Annotated in this window: 19 protein-coding genes and 1 pseudogene; 19 read left to right on the forward strand and 1 reads right to left on the reverse strand. The window is 56.7% G+C overall.

All coding sequences use genetic code 11. The annotated features are described in order from the left end of the window. Positions 1–36 precede the first annotated feature (36 nt). The 15 genes from ACA065_RS06295 to ACA065_RS06365 all read left to right on the forward strand — a co-directional run bounded on the left by ACA065_RS06295 (position 37) and on the right by ACA065_RS06365 (position 12,607). Entirely contained in the window at positions 37–252 is a 216-nt protein-coding gene (locus tag ACA065_RS06295; RefSeq protein ID WP_497693766.1) for a hypothetical protein, read from the forward strand. A 5-nt stretch (positions 253–257) separates the two neighbouring features. After that, the gene (locus ACA065_RS06300; protein ID WP_497693767.1) at positions 258–584 is read left to right on the forward strand and encodes a GPW/gp25 family protein; all 327 of its coding nucleotides are present in this window, start codon (positions 258–260) and stop codon (positions 582–584) included. Beyond that, positions 581–1,468, forward strand: a complete 888-nt coding sequence (locus ACA065_RS06305; protein WP_497693768.1) for a baseplate assembly protein — start codon at positions 581–583, stop codon at positions 1,466–1,468. Before ACA065_RS06300 ends, ACA065_RS06305 begins: the two co-directional genes overlap by 4 nt. Then, a complete protein-coding gene (locus tag ACA065_RS06310) occupies positions 1,465–2,070 on the forward strand; it encodes a phage tail protein I (protein WP_497693769.1) in 606 nt (201 codons plus the stop codon). The genes ACA065_RS06305 and ACA065_RS06310 overlap by 4 nt, the downstream gene beginning before the upstream one ends. Then, complete coding sequence (locus tag ACA065_RS06315; protein WP_497693770.1) at positions 2,067–3,983, forward strand: phage tail protein; 1,917 nt, start codon at positions 2,067–2,069, stop codon at positions 3,981–3,983. The genes ACA065_RS06310 and ACA065_RS06315 overlap by 4 nt, the downstream gene beginning before the upstream one ends. Positions 3,984–4,041: 58 nt before the next feature. Beyond that, on the forward strand, positions 4,042–4,404 hold the full coding sequence (locus ACA065_RS06320; RefSeq protein WP_497693771.1) for a tail fiber assembly protein: 363 nt from the start codon (positions 4,042–4,044) through the stop codon (positions 4,402–4,404). Between the two features lie 135 nt (positions 4,405–4,539). Beyond that, positions 4,540–5,712 carry a phage tail sheath subtilisin-like domain-containing protein gene (locus ACA065_RS06325; RefSeq protein ID WP_497693772.1) on the forward strand — a complete coding sequence of 391 codons (1,173 nt, stop codon included), beginning with the start codon at positions 4,540–4,542 and terminating at the stop codon, positions 5,710–5,712. Between the two features lie 12 nt (positions 5,713–5,724). Then, complete coding sequence (locus ACA065_RS06330; RefSeq protein ID WP_497693773.1) at positions 5,725–6,228, forward strand: phage major tail tube protein; 504 nt, start codon at positions 5,725–5,727, stop codon at positions 6,226–6,228. A 14-nt stretch (positions 6,229–6,242) separates the two neighbouring features. Next, on the forward strand, positions 6,243–6,845 hold the full coding sequence (locus ACA065_RS06335; protein WP_497693774.1) for a phage tail assembly protein: 603 nt from the start codon (positions 6,243–6,245) through the stop codon (positions 6,843–6,845). A gap of 140 nt (positions 6,846–6,985) precedes the next feature. Beyond that, entirely contained in the window at positions 6,986–9,505 is a 2,520-nt protein-coding gene (locus tag ACA065_RS06340) for a phage tail tape measure protein (protein ID WP_497693775.1), read from the forward strand. A gap of 9 nt (positions 9,506–9,514) precedes the next feature. Beyond that, positions 9,515–10,360, forward strand: coding sequence for a phage tail protein (locus ACA065_RS06345; protein ID WP_497693776.1), 846 nt, complete (start codon positions 9,515–9,517; stop codon positions 10,358–10,360). Beyond that, positions 10,335–10,541, forward strand: coding sequence for a tail protein X (locus ACA065_RS06350; protein WP_497693777.1), 207 nt, complete (start codon positions 10,335–10,337; stop codon positions 10,539–10,541). The genes ACA065_RS06345 and ACA065_RS06350 overlap by 26 nt, the downstream gene beginning before the upstream one ends. A 16-nt stretch (positions 10,542–10,557) precedes the next feature. Further along, positions 10,558–11,601 (forward strand): phage late control D family protein, encoded by a 1,044-nt coding sequence (locus ACA065_RS06355; protein ID WP_497693778.1) that lies wholly within the window; start codon positions 10,558–10,560, stop codon positions 11,599–11,601. Positions 11,602–11,663: 62 nt separating this feature from the next. Continuing rightward, entirely contained in the window at positions 11,664–12,092 is a 429-nt protein-coding gene (locus tag ACA065_RS06360) for a structural protein (protein ID WP_497693779.1), read from the forward strand. After that, on the forward strand, positions 12,089–12,607 hold the full coding sequence (locus ACA065_RS06365) for a lysis system i-spanin subunit Rz (RefSeq protein WP_497693780.1): 519 nt from the start codon (positions 12,089–12,091) through the stop codon (positions 12,605–12,607). Before ACA065_RS06360 ends, ACA065_RS06365 begins: the two co-directional genes overlap by 4 nt. Positions 12,608–12,642: 35 nt before the next feature. Here ACA065_RS06365 and ACA065_RS06370 read toward each other — a convergent pair whose 3' ends face one another. Continuing rightward, positions 12,643–13,206 (reverse strand): acyltransferase, encoded by a 564-nt coding sequence (locus ACA065_RS06370; RefSeq protein WP_497693781.1) that lies wholly within the window; start codon positions 13,204–13,206, stop codon positions 12,643–12,645. Positions 13,207–13,404: 198 nt separating this feature from the next. Here ACA065_RS06370 and ACA065_RS06375 point away from each other — a divergent pair. The 4 genes and pseudogenes from ACA065_RS06375 to umuC form a co-directional block, all read left to right on the forward strand. Then, positions 13,405–13,515, forward strand: a pseudogene (locus tag ACA065_RS06375) (lysis protein); the annotation flags it as partial. Between the two features lie 149 nt (positions 13,516–13,664). Next, positions 13,665–14,459, forward strand: a complete 795-nt coding sequence (locus tag ACA065_RS06380; RefSeq protein ID WP_497693782.1) for a DNA adenine methylase — start codon at positions 13,665–13,667, stop codon at positions 14,457–14,459. A gap of 913 nt (positions 14,460–15,372) precedes the next feature. Further along, entirely contained in the window at positions 15,373–15,798 is a 426-nt protein-coding gene (locus tag ACA065_RS06385) for a LexA family protein (protein ID WP_497693783.1), read from the forward strand. After that, a complete protein-coding gene (gene umuC / locus ACA065_RS06390) occupies positions 15,791–17,068 on the forward strand; it encodes a translesion error-prone DNA polymerase V subunit UmuC (RefSeq protein WP_497693784.1) in 1,278 nt (425 codons plus the stop codon). Before ACA065_RS06385 ends, umuC begins: the two co-directional genes overlap by 8 nt. Positions 17,069–17,195: the final 127 nt, after the last annotated feature.

Here is a 17,195-nt window from a genome sequence, read left to right on the forward strand (position 1 = left end):
CCTGTGCGGGTTTCTTCGTTTTAGGAGCATCCGTTCATGAGTAGAAACAAGCCTGATAGTCAGGACGCCATTGAGGCCGAACTGCCGATCGGTACCAGCCGCACCTTCCGCGACACGCGCTACACCTCGCGCACATTGGTCCTTCCCGATGACAGCACGATGCCGGTGATTAAGGGGCGCGTGACGGCCATCACTGATGAGCAGCTCGCGTTCCTCGAGGCCCACCCTGATCTGGAACTGTTGAAGGAGTAAACCCGATGATCGGAATGGAGCGCCATACCGGCAAACCGCTGTCCGGTCTCGACCATCTCCAGCAGTCCATTGGGGACATTCTCGCAACGCCCGTGGGCAGTCGGCGTATGCGGCCAGAGTACGGCAGCTTGATCCGTCGCTTTGTCGACTTGCCCGTTAACGCGGGTTGGAAAAGCGCCGTACAGGCTGAGGTTGCGCGCTCGCTTCAACGCTGGGAGCCACGGCTAAAACTGGAGCAGGTGCAGGTTGTCGCCATTGTTGGTGGCCGTATCGACTTCAAGTTAACGGGTAGCTACCAGGGCGAAAGCTTACTGCTGGAGGTGTCGGCATGAGTACTGTGGATTTATCGGCGTTGCCGGCGCCGCAGGTGCTGGAGTCCCTGGACTACGAAGCGCTGTACGAAGAGGGGCTTTCAGCCTTTCGCGCGTACATGGGAGACAACTGGTCGGCTCCACTGGAGAGCGATCCGGTGGTCAAACTGGTGGAACTGGGGGCGTACGGCAAGATGCAAAACCGGGCGCGGGTTAACGATGCTGCCAAGGCACTGTTGTTGGCTTACGCCGAAAAGGAAGACCTCGATCACCTTGCAGCCAACGTAAAACTCAAGCGCCTGATTATCCAAGCGGCCAACCTGCAGTCAGTGCCGCCAGTCGAAGAGGTCAGGGAATCAGACGATGCTCTGCGTGAACGCATCCAGCTGGTCTACGAAGGGCTGACCACTGCTGGCCCGCGCAACAGCTACATCTTCCACGCGCGCAACGCCTCGGCGCTGGTGGCCGATGCCACGGCAGAAAGCCCTGCACCGGCTGAAGTAGTGGTGACGGTATTGAGCTTGGTCGGCAAAGGCAAGGCAGATCAAGCGCTGCTTGACCAGGTACACGCCAAACTCAGCGACGACGACATCCGCCCGGTGGGCGACCGTCTCACGACGCAGAGCGCCGAGATCCTGGAATACAGGATTGACGCCGTGCTGCACATGATCGGCGCGGGTCCAGAAAACGACGCCATCTTGGCCGAGGCTATCAAACGTCTCGCTGCCTGGATCAACCCGCGTAAACGTCTTGCCTTGGAAGTCGCCAGGTCTGGTGTTGACGCTCAGCTGCACGTCAGTGGCGTCGGCCGGGTCGAGTTAAAAAACTGGATCGACCTGAAGCCTACAAAGTACCAGGCGGCGTACTGCACTGGTTTTGACGTGGTTCTCGGAGCAGCGAAATGACCAGCCTGCTACCGCTAAACAGCACTCAGTTGGAGCGAGCCATTGAGGCCGCCCTGGCTGAGAAAACCGAGATCCCGCTACGCACCTTATACAACCCAGGCACTTGCCCGGCACATCTGCTGCCTTGGCTAGCCTGGACTTGGTCGGTCGACCGCTGGGACAACAAGTGGTCAGAAGCCATCAAGCGCTCGGCCATCCGCTCCGCGTTTTACGTGCATGCCCACAAAGGCACCATCGGCGCCTTGCGGCGAGTGGTCGAGCCGCTTGGCTATCTGATTGAGGTTGTCGAGTGGTGGCAGACCACACCGAAAGGCATTCCCGGCACCTTCGCTTTGAAGGTGGGTGTTCTGGAGACCGGTATCACAGAAGAGATGTACCTGGAGCTGGAGCGTCTGATCGATGACGCCAAGCCCGTCAGTCGCCCCTTGACCGGCCTGGCGATCAGCCTGGAAACCCAAGGCGCCATAAACATCGGTGTCGCCCTCTACGAAGGCGACGTAATCGACGTCTACCCGCCCGTGCAGCGTGACATCGACGTCACTGGCTACATCGGCGTAGTCGGGCGTGAACACAGCATAGACACTCTGGACGTTTACCCATGATTGATCGCAACTCGCAATTTATGGCGATCCTCACCAACGTGGGGGCCGCGAAACTGGCTAATGCCAATGCCTTGGGCATTCCGTGGAATCTCACCGAGCTGGGGGTAGGGGATGCCAACGGCACCGATCCGATGCCCAGCGCGACCCAGACCAAGCTGATCAACGAGAAACGCCGGGCGCCGCTGAATCAACTGCGCGTTGACCCGGTTAACGCGGCGGTGATTATCGCCGAGCAAGTGATCCCCGCAGACATCGGTGGTTGGTGGATCCGTGAGATCGGCTTGTACGATTCGGATGGAGATCTGGTCGCGGTTTCCAACTGTGCGCCTAGCTTCAAACCGGCGCTGGATCAAGGGTCCGGCCGCACTCAGATTGTGCGGATGAACTTCATTGTCTCCAGCATCAATAACGTCGTGCTTAAGATCGATCCGGCGATAGTGCTGGCGACTCGTGAGTACGTTGATCTGGCAATCACTGACGCGATCAACAAGCAGGACTTCAAACAGTCGGTACTGGTGGCTACCACGGCAAACATCGTTCTGAGTGGAATTCAGACCGTCGACGGCGTGCCGTTGGCAGCAGATGCTCGCGTTCTGGTGAAGGACCAAATCCAGTCTAAGGACAACGGTATCTACGTCGTGCCCGCTGGCGGTGCCTGGAAGCGCGCGCAGGATGCAGACGCCAGCGTTGAAGTGACCCCCGGGCTGTTTGTCAGTGTTGAGAAGGGTACAGTCCACGGCGACAGTGTTTGGCAGTTGGTAACGGATGCGCCAATTAACCTGGGCACTACCGCTTTGACTTTTGAAGTGGTAGCAGGCCGCACGGGAGTCGTAGCTGGGACGTATCGCAGTTTGACCGTAGATAGGAACGGTCGAGCTATTGCCGGCACGAACCCCGCAACGCTTGCGGAAAGCGGGATTACTGATGGCGTAACGAAAACCGCGCTCGCTGATGCGATTGCGGGAGTGGTAGCAAAGACTGGCGCAACTCTATCGGGTTCGTTGATTCTTTCAAATGGTACAAATGATTCACCGGAGTTCGGGTTTGCGACTCCCACGACGAAAGTCTACATGGATGTTGTAAATAACTCTTTTCGGCTTTTCGGTACGGTCGATGGAGGAGATACTTTAATTCCGCTTGATTTGAATCTGAAAACTAAGTCTGCGTATGCGTTTGGTAGAGAACTTTACCATACTGGTAATTTTGACCCGTCGGCCAAACTTGGTAGCGTAGCTAATGTGGTAACTGGTGCAATATCTTCACTTACCAAGTCAACGTTAATATCTGCTGTAACTGGCGCCACCACCGACTCACCGTCGTATGCGCCAAATATGGTCGGCACGCATTATGTTTTTGCAAATCCGGATTTTTCGGCAGATATATGCGTATCAATAAACGATATTGTAGGAAAGTTAACTTTCCGCTGTTCGGGGCCAACGCCAGGACTAGGAGTATGGCGAAACGTTTGGCATGACGGTAACTTTAGGCCGGCTGACAAGGTTGACGGTGATCGATGCACTACCACAGGGTTTGCAGGTGGCGGCGATAACATTGTCGATCCGTATATGCGGCACTTAAATGGTTCGGTTGTGTACCTTGCATCCAAAGCATATAGCATCTTGGGATTCCAGATCGTCAAAGGCCCGACCGGGTATATAAAGTTTCCCGACTACCTCGGTGGTCTTATTCTGCAATGGACGAAAACCCCGCAGCTAAGCACGCAAACAAGTTATGTTTGGAATTTTCCAATTCGGTTTCCAAATGAAGTGGTTGGGGTGATCGGTACAATGATTGGCACTAGCCAAGGTCCGGTGGAGATTTATAGTCAGCCCACAACCTCAAGCGTCGGACTTGCAATAGGAATTGTGACTGCAGCTGTCGGGCCATCTTACGTATGGGCGTTGGGGTATTAAAATGACCAGGTTTTATATCGTTTTTAACGATGACGGAACGCTGCTAAGCAGACTTCCAATGAACGCTGATGTAGAAAAGCCAATACCGAAAAATATCTCATCCGTAAGCGAGGAACTTTGGCTTAAAACTATGCAGGATAATGATGGGGTTTGGACACGCAGCGCGAAAGGGGAAATCAAGAAATATCCATTTCCCCCTCCCTCATCAGAGGAAAAGGTTGCCATAAATACGGATCGTCAGGTGGGGCTACTTAAATTGGCTTCCCAGGCAATGACGCCCCTTCTTATGTCCTTACAGCTGGGTGATGCGACGGAAGAAGAAACTGCCAAAGCCAAAGCATGGCAGGCCTACTGCCGTGCTCTCAAGACTGTCGACCTTAAGTTGCAGTCTCCAGCGTGGCCCGATACTCCTGATCTTTAACAAGATCCGGCAGCCTGAATGAGTTGATCCAATACGCCCCGCAATGACGAGGCGTTTTCTTTGCAGTTAGCCGTATCAACGAATATTCCCCACTGCCTCGCTTATGCGGGGCTTTCTCGTTTCTGGAGTTCAACTATGAGTGGAATTGGATTTTTTCACGGTGTCACCGTGACCAACGTCGACACCGGTACGCGGCCTATCGCGGTACCGTCGTCGTCGATCATCGGTCTCTGTGACACCTTCACCCCTGGCCCCAAGGCCAAGGCCTTGCCTAACCAACTAATGCTGATCACCCGTGAAAGCGAAGCCATCGCTGCGTGGGGGGAAGACGCGGCGATCACCAAATCCGTCAAGGCTATCTATGTTCGCTCCAAGGCCGTGATTGTCGCCTGCGGCGTGGAGAAGCTGACGGATGCGGCCGCGCAAACTTCGGCCATCATTGGCGGTGTTCTGGCAAACGGCACACGTACCGGCATGCAGGCGTTGCTGGATGGCAAGAGCCGTTTCAATGCACAGCCTCGCTTGCTGGCTGCGCCGAAGCACACCGCCACGTTGCCTGCTGCAACGGCGCTGGTAGCCCTGAGCGATAAGTTGCGTGCTATGGCAATCATTGATGGCCCGAACACAACCGATGAAGCAGCCCTGGAGTATCGCGAGAACTTTGGCAGCAAGCGGGTGTTCTTTGTCGATCCGGGCGTGCAGTACTGGGACACCACCCTCGATGCCACCATCGACGCACCTGGTTCTGCCTGGGTCGCCGGCCTTTTCGCCTGGACCGATTCGGAGTACGGCTTCTGGGCCTCGCCGTCGAACAAAGAGTTCGTAGGCATCACCGGCACCGGTCGGCCAATCGAGTTCCTGGACGGGGACGAAACCTGCCGGGCGAATCTGCTCAACAACGCGCAGATCACCACCATCATCCGTGATGACGGCTTCCGCCTGTGGGGGAACCGCACCTGTTCCAGCGATCCGAAGTGGGCGTTCGTCACCCGCGTTCGGACCATGGACATTGTCATGGACGCGATCCTCTACGGGCACAAGTGGGCGGTCGACCGCTCGGTCACCAAGACCTATGTCAGCGACGTAACCAACGGCCTCCAGGCGTTCATGCGTGACCTGAAAAATCAGGGTGCGGTGATCAACTTCGAGGTGTTCGCCGACCCGGAGCTGAACACGGCCAGTCAGCTGGAGCAGGGCAAGGTGTATTGGAACATCCGGTTCACCGACGTGCCGCCGGCAGAAAACCCCAACTTCCGGGTCGAGGTCACCAACGAGTGGCTAACCGAAGTTCTCGACACCAACGCATAAGGAGAGCCGCAGATGGTTCCGCAAACGCTCTACAACATGAACGCGCATATCGATGGCGTCAGCTTCTCCGGGGACATCACCAGCTTGACGCTACCCAAGCTGGCTCTGAAAACCGAGGAGCATCGAGCTGGGGGTATGGATGCCCCGATTGAGATGGACCAGGGAATGGAAAAGCTTGAGCCGAGTTTTGCCGGCAAAGGGGTACGCCCAGAGGCCATGAAGTTTTTTGGACTGGCAGACCAGACCGCTTTCAACGCGGTGTTTCGTGGTTCGTTCAAAGGCCAGCGGGGGGCGACCACTGCAGTGGTCGCCACTATCCGCGGCATGCTCAAGGAGATTGATCCGGGCGACTGGAAAGCGGGTGAGGCTGCCGAGTTCAAGTACTCAGTTGCCTGCAGCTACTACAAGCTCGAAGTAGCCGGACGCCTGATGTATGAGATCGACCCGGTCAACTGCGTCCGGGTCATCAACGGAGTTGATCAACTTGCCAGTGTCCGTCGCGACTTGGGTATGTAAGGGAAATGTCTATCATGAGAAAACTGAAAAAGCTTCCTTCCTGGCTCACCCTTGGAACCGATGGCGCTACGGTCGCTCTGAGGCGACCTTATGAAATCAACAGCGTGCAGGTCCAGCAACTGGCACTGCGTGCGCCGTTGTTGCGTGAAGTGCGGGCCTCTGATGCGGTTGGCGGTGATGACGAGGTACTGCGCGAAGTGACTTTATTCGCTTCGCTGTCGGATGCCGGCACCAAAGATATCGATGGGCTGGACCTGCCGGACTATGCGCGCCTGCAAACCGCTTATGAGTGGCTGTTGCAGGACACGGGAATCCCGGAAGACAAGGGCGTAATGCCCGCGTGGCTGGTCGTAGATCTGGAGCGCGCCATTGTCACGCTCTCCAGGCCCTATGAGATGAAAGAGGTAAAGCTCGACCGACTGTCCCTGCGCGCCCCAACCGTACGCGACGTTCGCGCTGCTACTTCTGCCTCCAGCGGCGACGACGATCAGCGCGACACGATCCTCCTGGCCAACTTGTCTGAATCCAACACCAAGGATCTGGAGGGGCTCAAGCTGACGGATTACCAGCGGCTGCAAGCCGCCTACTTTCGCCTGGTGCAGGATGACGGGGTTTAACGCCTCTCTGCAGAAGCAGGTCGCGAAACGCTTGGCGACGCAATATTCATTTGCCGCCAGTGAAATCGAGACCATGCCCTTTTCCACGATGATTTGGTGGCTCATGGAGTGAGCCCCGCATCCCTGCCTGGAGTGATCTCATGGCGAACAACCTGGCTCTCGGCCTGGTCATTGGCGGCGCCGTCAGCTCTACGGTTGGCGCCGCCTTCAAGGATGTCGAAGGCCGCATAAAGAAACTCGGAGAAACAGGCACCAAGGCCCGCGTCCTCCAGAGCACCATTGGCGACACGGTGCGCTTGCGGGACGAATGGAAGAAGGCTCACGACACGGGATCGGCCTCGGCCGATGGCCTGCTGCGAAAACTGGAATCCAATCTCAAGACCCTTAAGGAACAGGGCATCGAAGTCCGCAACCTACGCAAGGAATACCAGTCGCTCGGTCAGGTAGCGCGTGGTGCTGAACTCAAGGCGTTAGGGCATACCCAGATTCAGCAAGGCAAAGAGGGGATGAAAAACTCCCTGGGCAAGGCGGCGGCTCTCACAGCGTCGTTGGCAATCCCGACGAAGGTCTCCGGCGACTACCAGGCGCAGATCCGCCAGATGTCGTTGTGGGCTCACACAGCCGGCACTGGCGACGAAGCTGAACTGGCAGCCAGCATCAGCAAGGTCGCGGCGGAAAAGGGCATAAGCCAGCAACTGCTAGCGAAGTCGGTCGGCGCTTTGATCGAAAAAGGCGTCGATTGGGACGTTGCTGCTGGTTACGCCGGGCAGATTGCCGACCTGATCGATGGTCAGGGCATGGAGCCTGAGACCATTGCAACCTTGATCAACTCGTTCAAAGAGGCCGGAGTCAAACAGGCCGACATGGCTGCGTCACTGGGCCAGGTGGCAGCGGCGGGTGACATCGGCGCGTTCGGTCCTAAAGAGATGGCACGCTACCTGCCGGCCATGCTCGGCAACATCAAGCGCCTGGGTATGGAAGGCCCGGAGGCTGTGCGCTTCCTCGGTGCCAGCCTGCAGTCGCAATTCTCGCAAACCCAGGACGCGGCGGCAGCAGCCACCAACATGAACAACCTGCTGAACGCGGTGATCAGCAGCACCAGCCAGGAACGGTTTGCCAAAGAAGGCTACGACTTGGCCGGCTCGATTCTCGCCGCGACAAAAAGCGGCAAGGCGGCCAACCCGGTAGATGCATTCATCATGCTCAGCGAGCAGTTGATCAAGAAACAGGACCCGGCCAAGGCGAAGAAAATCGAGGTGCTCAAAGCCAAGATCAAGGCCTCGGCGGATGGCAGCGCCGAGGAGGAGCAGGCCATGATCGCGCTGACTGAAGCGGCTGGGTTGGCGAACATCGTCAGCGATCAAAGTGCGAGTGCTGGTTTGCTCGCGCAGATCAAATACGGCGACAAGATCAAGGCGGACATGTCGACCATTAAGGACACGGACGGCAAGGCCAAGATCGAAGCAGACGCGGCTAAGGCGCGGGAAACATCCAACAGGAAATGGGCGACGGCGACTGCTGGTATGGAGTCGTCGATGACGCGTATCGGCGACGCACTGCGGCCGCTGAGTGACCTGGCAGCCGATGGATTGGCGAAAGTGGCCTACGGGCTCGGCGAGATGGCAGGGAAGTTTCCAGCGGTGGTCAGCGGCGCGACGATATTGGCTGCAGGCGTTGTTGGTTTGGGTGCCGCGATCAACGCGATCAAGATCGGCAAAGGATTGCTGAACGTTGGTCGTGGTTCATTGATGGGCAATCCCAATGTGATTCAGCGGGTTTTCGTCACTAACCCATCAGGTGGTGCGGGAGGGATTGAGGGGGGGGATGGCAAGCGACGACGCAAAGGTAAGCCAGGTAGCGGTGGTCGAGGTCCTATTGCCGGCGCCGCGGCCGCTTCGCCGATTGCCGCGACGGCTAGCCGGTTCGCACCCAAGGCCATGATGAGTAAAGGCCTGGGCTTTGCCAAGGTTGGCGCACCCATGGCGCTGATCGAGGCCGGGCTGATCGCAGCGGATACCTACCAGAACGCAGAGACGCGCGATGAAAAGGCCGAGGGCTACGGCAATGCTGCGGGTACGTTAGCCGGTACATTGGCCGGTGCTGCAGCTGGGGCCGCGATTGGTTCGGTGGTGCCGGTGATCGGCACCGTCGTAGGTGGGTTGATCGGCGGGTTCCTGGGAGGGTGGGGCGGCGGGGAGTTGGGGAGTGCCGTGGGCAAGGCTGCGTTCGGTGGTCCAGACGATCCCGCCGAGCGGCTGGTTCTGCCGGTGCAGCCCTCGCCATTGCGGCTGCCACCACCAGGTGCCATGCCCATGCCGCGTCTAGGGCAGATGGCACCGTCGTTATCGTCTGGTCCTTTGATGCTCAAGACGCCGAATGCACCGGGGCCATCGTTGGGTGACGTCTCGCGCTCGCTGGCGGCCGGCCCGTCAGCCATTGCGGCACCTGCCTTACTCACTGCCGGCCTCGCCACAAAGGCGGAACCCCCACGGATTGATCAGCAGTGGACGTTCTCCCCGACCATGCCGGTGACAGTGCAGGGTGACGTTAAGGATCCACGGCAACTGGCGCTGGAAATGATGCCGTATATGCGTCAGCTGTTTGAGGAGTTCAGTCGGGAGCAGGCCCGGCGCAACCTGTTTGATGCTCCACACGTTTAAGGAGGTGAGATGACTTATATGGAGCAATTGCAGGCTGGCTTCAAATCTCTGGTCAAGGCCGGGGAAGTGGGCCGGCATAGCATTGACGATATGATCGGCCCGGTGAATGGGGCTATCAGCGAGATAAGCGGGGCGGCAGAAGAAATCGCTAGCTTGCCTGGCGTGCCGCCAGAGGTTGGGGCGAAGCTGCAGCGGGTTATGCGAGGAATAGGTGCGGCTCAATCGAAAGTTGGGACTGTGCTCGCTACCTATAACAAGGCGTCCCGCACGATGTCAGGCATTGACGAGCGCATGGGCACCCTTAAGGAACAAGCTTATAAGGCTGGAACCGCGATCAACCAAGTCGCAGGCAAAGTCGATCCACGCCTGGCGAACATCTTGCCCACCAGTGCCCTGGCACCGAATGTCACGCCCTTGGCGGAAGCGGTCAAACCGTTTCCTCACCTGCTCATCCTGCAGCCGCTTCAAACCAATGCTCAGCCGTTTTACTTCAACCTGGACACGGCAGCCTTCGACGAACTACGCCGGCAGACGGAATTCCGCTGGGCCTCGCAAGAGCGCCTTGGTCGTCGGCCAGCGCAGCAGGCCATAGGTATGGGCGAAGAGAAGCTCAGCCTTAAGGGCGCGATCTTTCCTGCGTTCAAAGGGGGCCTCAAGCAGTTGGACACCCTACGTTCTATCGGCGGCAAGTTGCTGCCGCTGAACCTGACCACCGGCTACGGCGTTGTGCTGGGCACCTGGTGCCTGCGCAGCTTGGAGGAAGAGCAGGGCGCCTTACTGGCTGGCGGGATCCCGCGTAAGCAAACCTTTAGTTTGGAGTTCACCCGCTATGGCGACGACATGCAGAACGTCTGACGGAGACCTGCTCGACACCTTGTGTTACCAGCATTACGGCCACCTGAACGGGACGGTCGAGGCGGTACTCGCGGCCAACCGGTTGCTGGCTGATGAGCCGCAACCGTTACGTGCACGGCTGCTGATTACCTTTCCTGATCTTGCGGAGCCTGTGGCCGAGCAGGTGCAGTTGTGGGACTGAATTTTGAGGACTGCCCATGAAGCCGACGTTTCGAATTGTCGCTGACGGCGCTGATATCACCTCGCTGATCAATGACCGATTGCTGCTGCTGCGTACCCTGGACAAGCCCGGCATGGAGTCGGACGAGTTCGAGCTGCGTATTGATGACCGAGACGGTGCGGTGACACTTCCAAAGAAAGGGGCGGGGATTGAGATCTACCTCGGCTACGACAGCAAGGCACATACACGCCTGGGACGTTATACGGTCGACGACATTGAGGTTTCCGGCCCGCCCGACACGCTGGTGATTCGCGGTAAGGCCAGCGACATGCGTGGCAGTGGCAAGACCACCCGTAGTGGTAGTTGGGAAAATGTCCCGCTGTCCAAGATCGTCAGCGACATTGCTGCACGCAATGGCTGGACGCCTGAGTGCCCGGTCGCCACGGCCGTGCCTCGCGCGGATCAGTTGAACGAGTCGGACTTCAACTTCATTACGCGGCTCGCCAAGGACCACGACTGCACGGCCAAGGTCGCTGACAGCAAACTACTGGTGCTACCTCGCCAAAGTGGGCAGACCGCCAGTGGCAAAAACCTGCCGACGATCACCATCCGGCGCAGTGACGTCAGTCGGTGGCAATTTCGATTCACGGATCGCACCACGCAGAAGGCTGTTAAAGCTAGATACCAGGATAAGAAAACTGGCGAGCTGGTTAACCTCACCCTGGACAACGAGGACGCGCCTGCAGGTTTGCCACCGGTTCACACCGACCGGCATATCCATCCAAATAAATCCGCTGCAGAGCAAGCAGCCAAGGCCCGTCTCGCGGCATTCAATCGCTCAACCGCTGAAGTTCGGTTGGAGATGGTCGGTCGCACAGATCTGTTTGCGGAACGACAGATCAATGCCCAAGCCTTCAAGGATGGGCTGGACGGAGAGTATCTAGTTGACTCGGTGGAGCAAGTGTTCACACAGGCCGGCTGGAGCACCACCGTCGGATGTAATGCAGGGAAGAAGGGCAAGGCCAAGGCGGCCGGTAAGAAAACGAAGAAGTCCAAGGAGGTCAAAGTCCTGGAGCTGTGAGTTGCCGTACATGCTTTATCACCCGCCGCCATCGAGCGGTTTTTTTTCGCCTGGAGAAAGATATGCCGATCACCGAAACCCGTGGGGTGCGCAATAAAAACCCCGGAAACATCGACTACAGTCCGGCCAATCAATGGCAGGGACAGATTGGAATCGAGCGGGGTGTTCCTAAGCCTCGATTCGCTGAATTTATTGACGCAGAGAGCGGCATCCGCGCCCTGGGCAAGGTGTTGCTGACCTACCAGCGTAAGCATGGGCTGAAGACGGTGAAGGCCATCATCAGCCGCTGGGCACCATCGGTAGAGAACGACACCGCCGCTTACGTGCGTGCCGTCGAAGCGAACACCGGTACCCGGCCAGGTGCCGACGTGGATTTGTCCCAGCCGGCGGTAATGACTGGTTTCGTCAAGGCGATCATCCATCACGAGAATGCAGGCTATGCCTACCCCGATGGTGTGCTGGCCGAAGGCGTGCGGCGGGCGCTGGCATGACGCCTGGGCAGATCCTGGTCTCGATCCTGCTAGCGGTTGCTATCGGCTTTGGTGGCGCTTGGCAGGTTCAAGAGTGGCGAATGGGCAAGCAGCTCGCAGAGCAGCTCTCGGAGCGGGGCATTGCACAACAGAAAGCTCTGGATGCAATTACCGACGAGGCCTGGCGCCAACAAACGGCTGAGCAAGATAAGCGCCTAGCCGCGGAGGAGAGAGCGTTCTCCGCCGATCAAAAACACTCCATGGAGCTTTCGGATGAAAAACGTAAGCAGGCTGCTCTGCGCGATGACCTTGCCACTGCTGATGTGCGGCTGTCAGTCCTTCTCGCCGCAACCGATACAACCCGTGGCTGCAGTGTGCCTTCCGCCCCCGGCGCCGTCGGCGTGGTTCATGCAGCCCGTCGAGCCCAACTTGACCCAGCGCATGCGCAACGAATTGTCGCCATCACCGACGATGGGGATAACGCCGTAATAGCGCTGCGGGCGTGTCAGGCTTACGTCAGGGCTGTGACCCGTTGATGGGCTTGATGAACAGGCTAAAAACGAGCGACGGACTAATTGCTTTCCGAAGCAAGATACTCGGCTTCAAGTTCAAGAAGCTGGCGGCTCCTGTTCTTTATGCGCTTGGCCGGAACCCCAAAGTATATTCCCCATTCCTCGGTCGATTTTGTGACCATTGACATAGCCCCTACAGAGCATCCATCAGCCAGGTTTACACCAGGGAGCACGACTGAACTGGTGCCTATGATGACGTGCCTGCCAATACGAATAGCGCTCTTGGCTTCGATCTTGTAGCCGCTGGGAACGGTTGGGTTGGTCAGTGTTTTTCCTGAATAGTCATCTGACTGAGCGAACACTTGGCACCCATAAGCCAGGCCGGAAAAGTCTTCCATTGTTACACCTGGCTCACCACCGGCCACGTTGCTGAAAACGGCAATGTGAACATTACGACCCAGCGTCACCGTTCCCGAGAGCATGCAAAAGTCATCAATGCGGGTGTTATCGCCTATTGAAATCCGGTCGCAATTATAGATAGAGGCTTTGTCGCTGATCTTTACATTCTTGCCGAGCTTCTCGAAGCCCATTTCCTTTAGCTGAGTCTCTGTCAGAAATGCCATTTTTCTGTCTCCCTGTCGGCGAGGTAAAAAAGCCACACTTTATACAGGGTGCCAATGCTTAGCGCGAGCAGGTTGGTGAGGTCATTACGCTACTGCCGCTTCTGGGCGCGGTCAGCGGACCATGCTTCGGGCGTTCGTATTGCGATCATTTAGCTATCGACAGGCCACCATGAATATGAAGCTGCGCGAACCCAACGCGATACCACGAATGCTCAAAGAATTATCTGCATTACCGATTCCGGCTACCAAGGACTGATCGCCGTGAGGGCCTGTCAGGCCTACGCGAAAGAGGTTTCTACACCTAAGTAAAAGGAGCGGCGGGGCAGGATGCGTCAACATCCAGCCCGGCCACTTTCCCCGCAGATCGTCCCTGCAAGTCCAGCCAAGGCTCCTGCTTCGTGCACAAAGCGGAGCGAGCCTAGCACTGTTCATCCATACAGCAAAGGTCTTGCTTTTATATGTCTACACCCATCATCCCTTGGATGGGCGGCAAACGCCGCCTGGCCGATCGCCTCATCCCTCTCTTCCCGCGACACGAATGCTACGTTGAGGTATTTGCCGGCGGTGCCGCGCTCTACTTCATGCGTCCCCAGGCGGCGCCCGTTGAAGTCCTCAACGACATCAACGGCGACCTGGTCACGCTATACCGAGTCGTGCAGAACCACCTGGAAGAATTCGTGCGCCAGTTCAAATGGGCGCTCAGCTCCCGCCAGGTGTTCGAGTGGCAGAAGATGACCCGCCCCGAAACCCTTACCGATATCCAGCGCGCCGCCCGGTTCTTCTTCCTGCAGCACCACGCGTTTGCCGGCAAGGTGACGGGGCAGACGTTCGGCACTGCGACTACTGGTCCGGCTATCAACCTGCTGCGGATCGAGGAAAACCTTTCTGCAGCGTGGCAGCGGTTGTCTGGCACGTACGTTGAAAACCTACCTTGGCTAGACTGCGCGGAACGCTACGACCGTCCCCATACCTTTCACTATATGGATCCTCCTTATTGGCAGACCGCAGGTTATGGCGCGGATTTCCCCTTTGAGAACTACGAGCGCATGGCCGATTTTATGCGGCGCTGCGAGGGGAAGGTCATGGTCAGCATCAATGATCACCCGGACATTCGGCAGGTTTTTCAAGGATTTCGTTTTGAAACTGTCGACATCCGGTACAGCACAGCCAACCAGCGGCAATGCAAGGGGGAGGTCAGTGGAGAATTGGTAATCATGAACTGGCAACCAGATCCGTTTGGGTCCCTTTTTTAAGTTCGCATCGAAGGGTCATCCATAACCCGAAACGCAAACTTTAGGACTTAAAGACCTCCCAAACTTTGCGTAGAGCTACAAAAGCGTTGGTAAGCGCGATTCCTAAGGCGATCCATTTCATGCAGTTTTTCTCTGTAGTGAAATCGCACCCAAGTGGGTCCGATGCATCGTGTTCGAAAGTTTGCTGTTGGTGGGGCAGGAAGCTGTCTGTTGTTTGTTGTTAAGAATGCATATGAGTACGAGGGAGTATTTGCTACTTCCTTTTTAGGCTAAGCTGGTTAGGACTTTTAAGTCAACACCTTGGGTTAACTTTTTTGGTCTCTGGAGATTGCGCAAGTTGCGTAACTTATGCAGCTTACGCAAGCGGACGAAGCTGCATGGCCTGATTTCACAGGGTACGAGCAGTTGAGGGGTGGTTTCTTGCTGTTTGAACCTCCAAAATTTTAGCGTTTTAGCGTTTTAGCGTTTTAGCGTTTTAGCTATTTAGCTATTTAGCTATTTAGCTATTTAGCTATTTAGCCCTTTTGTACCTTTGTACCTTTGTACCTTTGCGCTTTTGTACTCTACGCATTTACGCATTTACGCATTTACGTATTTACGTATGGGGTTGGTTCGTTGAGTAACGAAATAACGAAATAACGGATTAACAGTATAGAACTGTTGACCCGCTGGACATCCGCGGTGAGTTTCTGCGTAGACAATAGAATTTTAGCGGCTAAAATTTAACCTTCATTTGTTAGCCTTTGCTGGGGTCGTGAAGGAAGACCTAGATCAGAATCACCTTCTTTCGCTCCGGTCGTATCGTGTCGACATCTGCACCTCTCCGCCTGTCGAAATCCCCTACAGATAAATTGACCGCAAGCGTCCTTCAAAGTTAACTGTACATTCGTACAGTATTTGTAGACGGCGCATCATGAGCTTCACCATTCTAGGTCCCATCGCTGAGGCAGGCGCGAAGCTGCCTTTGTGTTCGTTCCAGGTTCCTGCCGGTTTTCCTTCGCCGGCAGCGGATCACATCGAGCAGCACATCTCATTGGATGAGGTTCTGAATATCCGTGCACCGCATGTGTACCTGGTAGCCATTACCGGGGAAAGCATGCAGGGGGTTGGGATCTTCGATGGTGATCTCGCGGTGGTGGATCGTGCCATTGAACCGATACACGGGCACGTGGTGGTAGCTCTGCTGAACAATGAGCCGGTCTGCAAACGCTTATGTAAACGCGGGCGGGAGGTGGTTCTGCTGTCAGAGAACCCCAAATACCCTGCGCGCTACGTCCTTGAGGGCGATGAGCTGTCGATCTGGGGCGTGATCACCAGCACAGTGCGCAGCCATGTCTAAGCAAGAGCCCACCTTTGCACTGATCGATTGCAACAGCTTCTATGCCAGCTGCGAGAGGGTTTTCCGGCCTGACCTGGCGAAGGTGCCCATCGTGGTATTGAGCAACAATGACGGCTGTGTCATCGCCCGTAGCTATGACGCCAAGCCTTTCATTAAGATGGGCGAGCCGTATTTCCAGATCAAGCACAAGCTCAAGCAGCACGGCATAGTGCCGTTCTCCTCCAACTATGCTCTGTACGGTGACATGAGCGAGCGTGTGATGAGCTTGATCGAGGCGATGGTGCCGGCAGTTGAGGTGTACAGCATTGACGAGGCATTCGCCGACCTGACCGGTATTGGTGGGCTGGATACGTTGGGTAGACAGATCCGTGCCCAGGTACTGCGTTGCACGGGCATACCGGTCGGTGTTGGCATTGCTCACACGAAGACCCTGGCGAAGCTGGCAAACCACACCGCGAAGCGTCTGCAGGCGCAAACGGGTGGGGTGGTCAACATCACGGATCCGGTTAAACGTGATTGGGTGCTTCGCAATACGGGCGTAGCGGAAGTGTGGGGTGTCGGCCGCAAGATGAAACTCCACCTCGATGCCCTGGGTATCAAGTCGGCTATGGACTTAGCTAAGGCTGATCCGTGGACACTCCGTAAGAAGTTCAGCATTGTGATCGAAAAGACGGCCAGAGAATTGGCCGGCACGTCTTGCCTGGAGCTGGAGGAGCCTGATCCGCCTAAGCAGGAGATATGCTGCAGCCGCATGTTCGGCAAGCGGCTGACAGAGTTACCGCCCATCAAAGAGGCAGTGGCCACTTACATGATGCGTGCCTCTGAAAAACTCCGCGCCCAGAATTCGCTGTGCAAGAAGGTACGCGTGTGCATCCGCACCGGTATGTTCAACCCAGAGGAGGCGAAATATGCCAACGGGGTGGTGGTGGATATGCCGTATCCCACTGACGACGTGCGCCTGCTCACCCAGGCGGCCGTAGGTGCGCTTGGTCGCATATTTCGGCCGGGCTTCAAGTACAGCAAAGCTGAGGTGATGTTGCTCAATCTGTGTCAGCCAGGCGAGTACACCGACGACCTGTTCGCTCTATCGCAGCCGGCCGAGGCAACTCGGGTTATGACGGTGCTGGATCAAATAAATGAGCGGTGGGGGAGAGGGACGTTGCGTGCGGCCAGCGTGCCGATGGACCCTGACAGGGGCATGCGGCGCGAGATGATGAGCCAGAGCTATACGACGAAGCTTGACCAGCTCTGGACCATTCATTGTGAGTAGCTAAAATGCCCAGTAACAGTTAGTTTCGATATCCGAAATTCTCAGTAGAGGATGAAGGATTAGGTAATATTTTGCTGGGTTGATTCTGAACTGTTGAATGGCCGCTCTCGAACCAAAGCGGCTACTG

The organism is Pseudomonas sp. LBUM1640 (assembly GCF_059716225.1).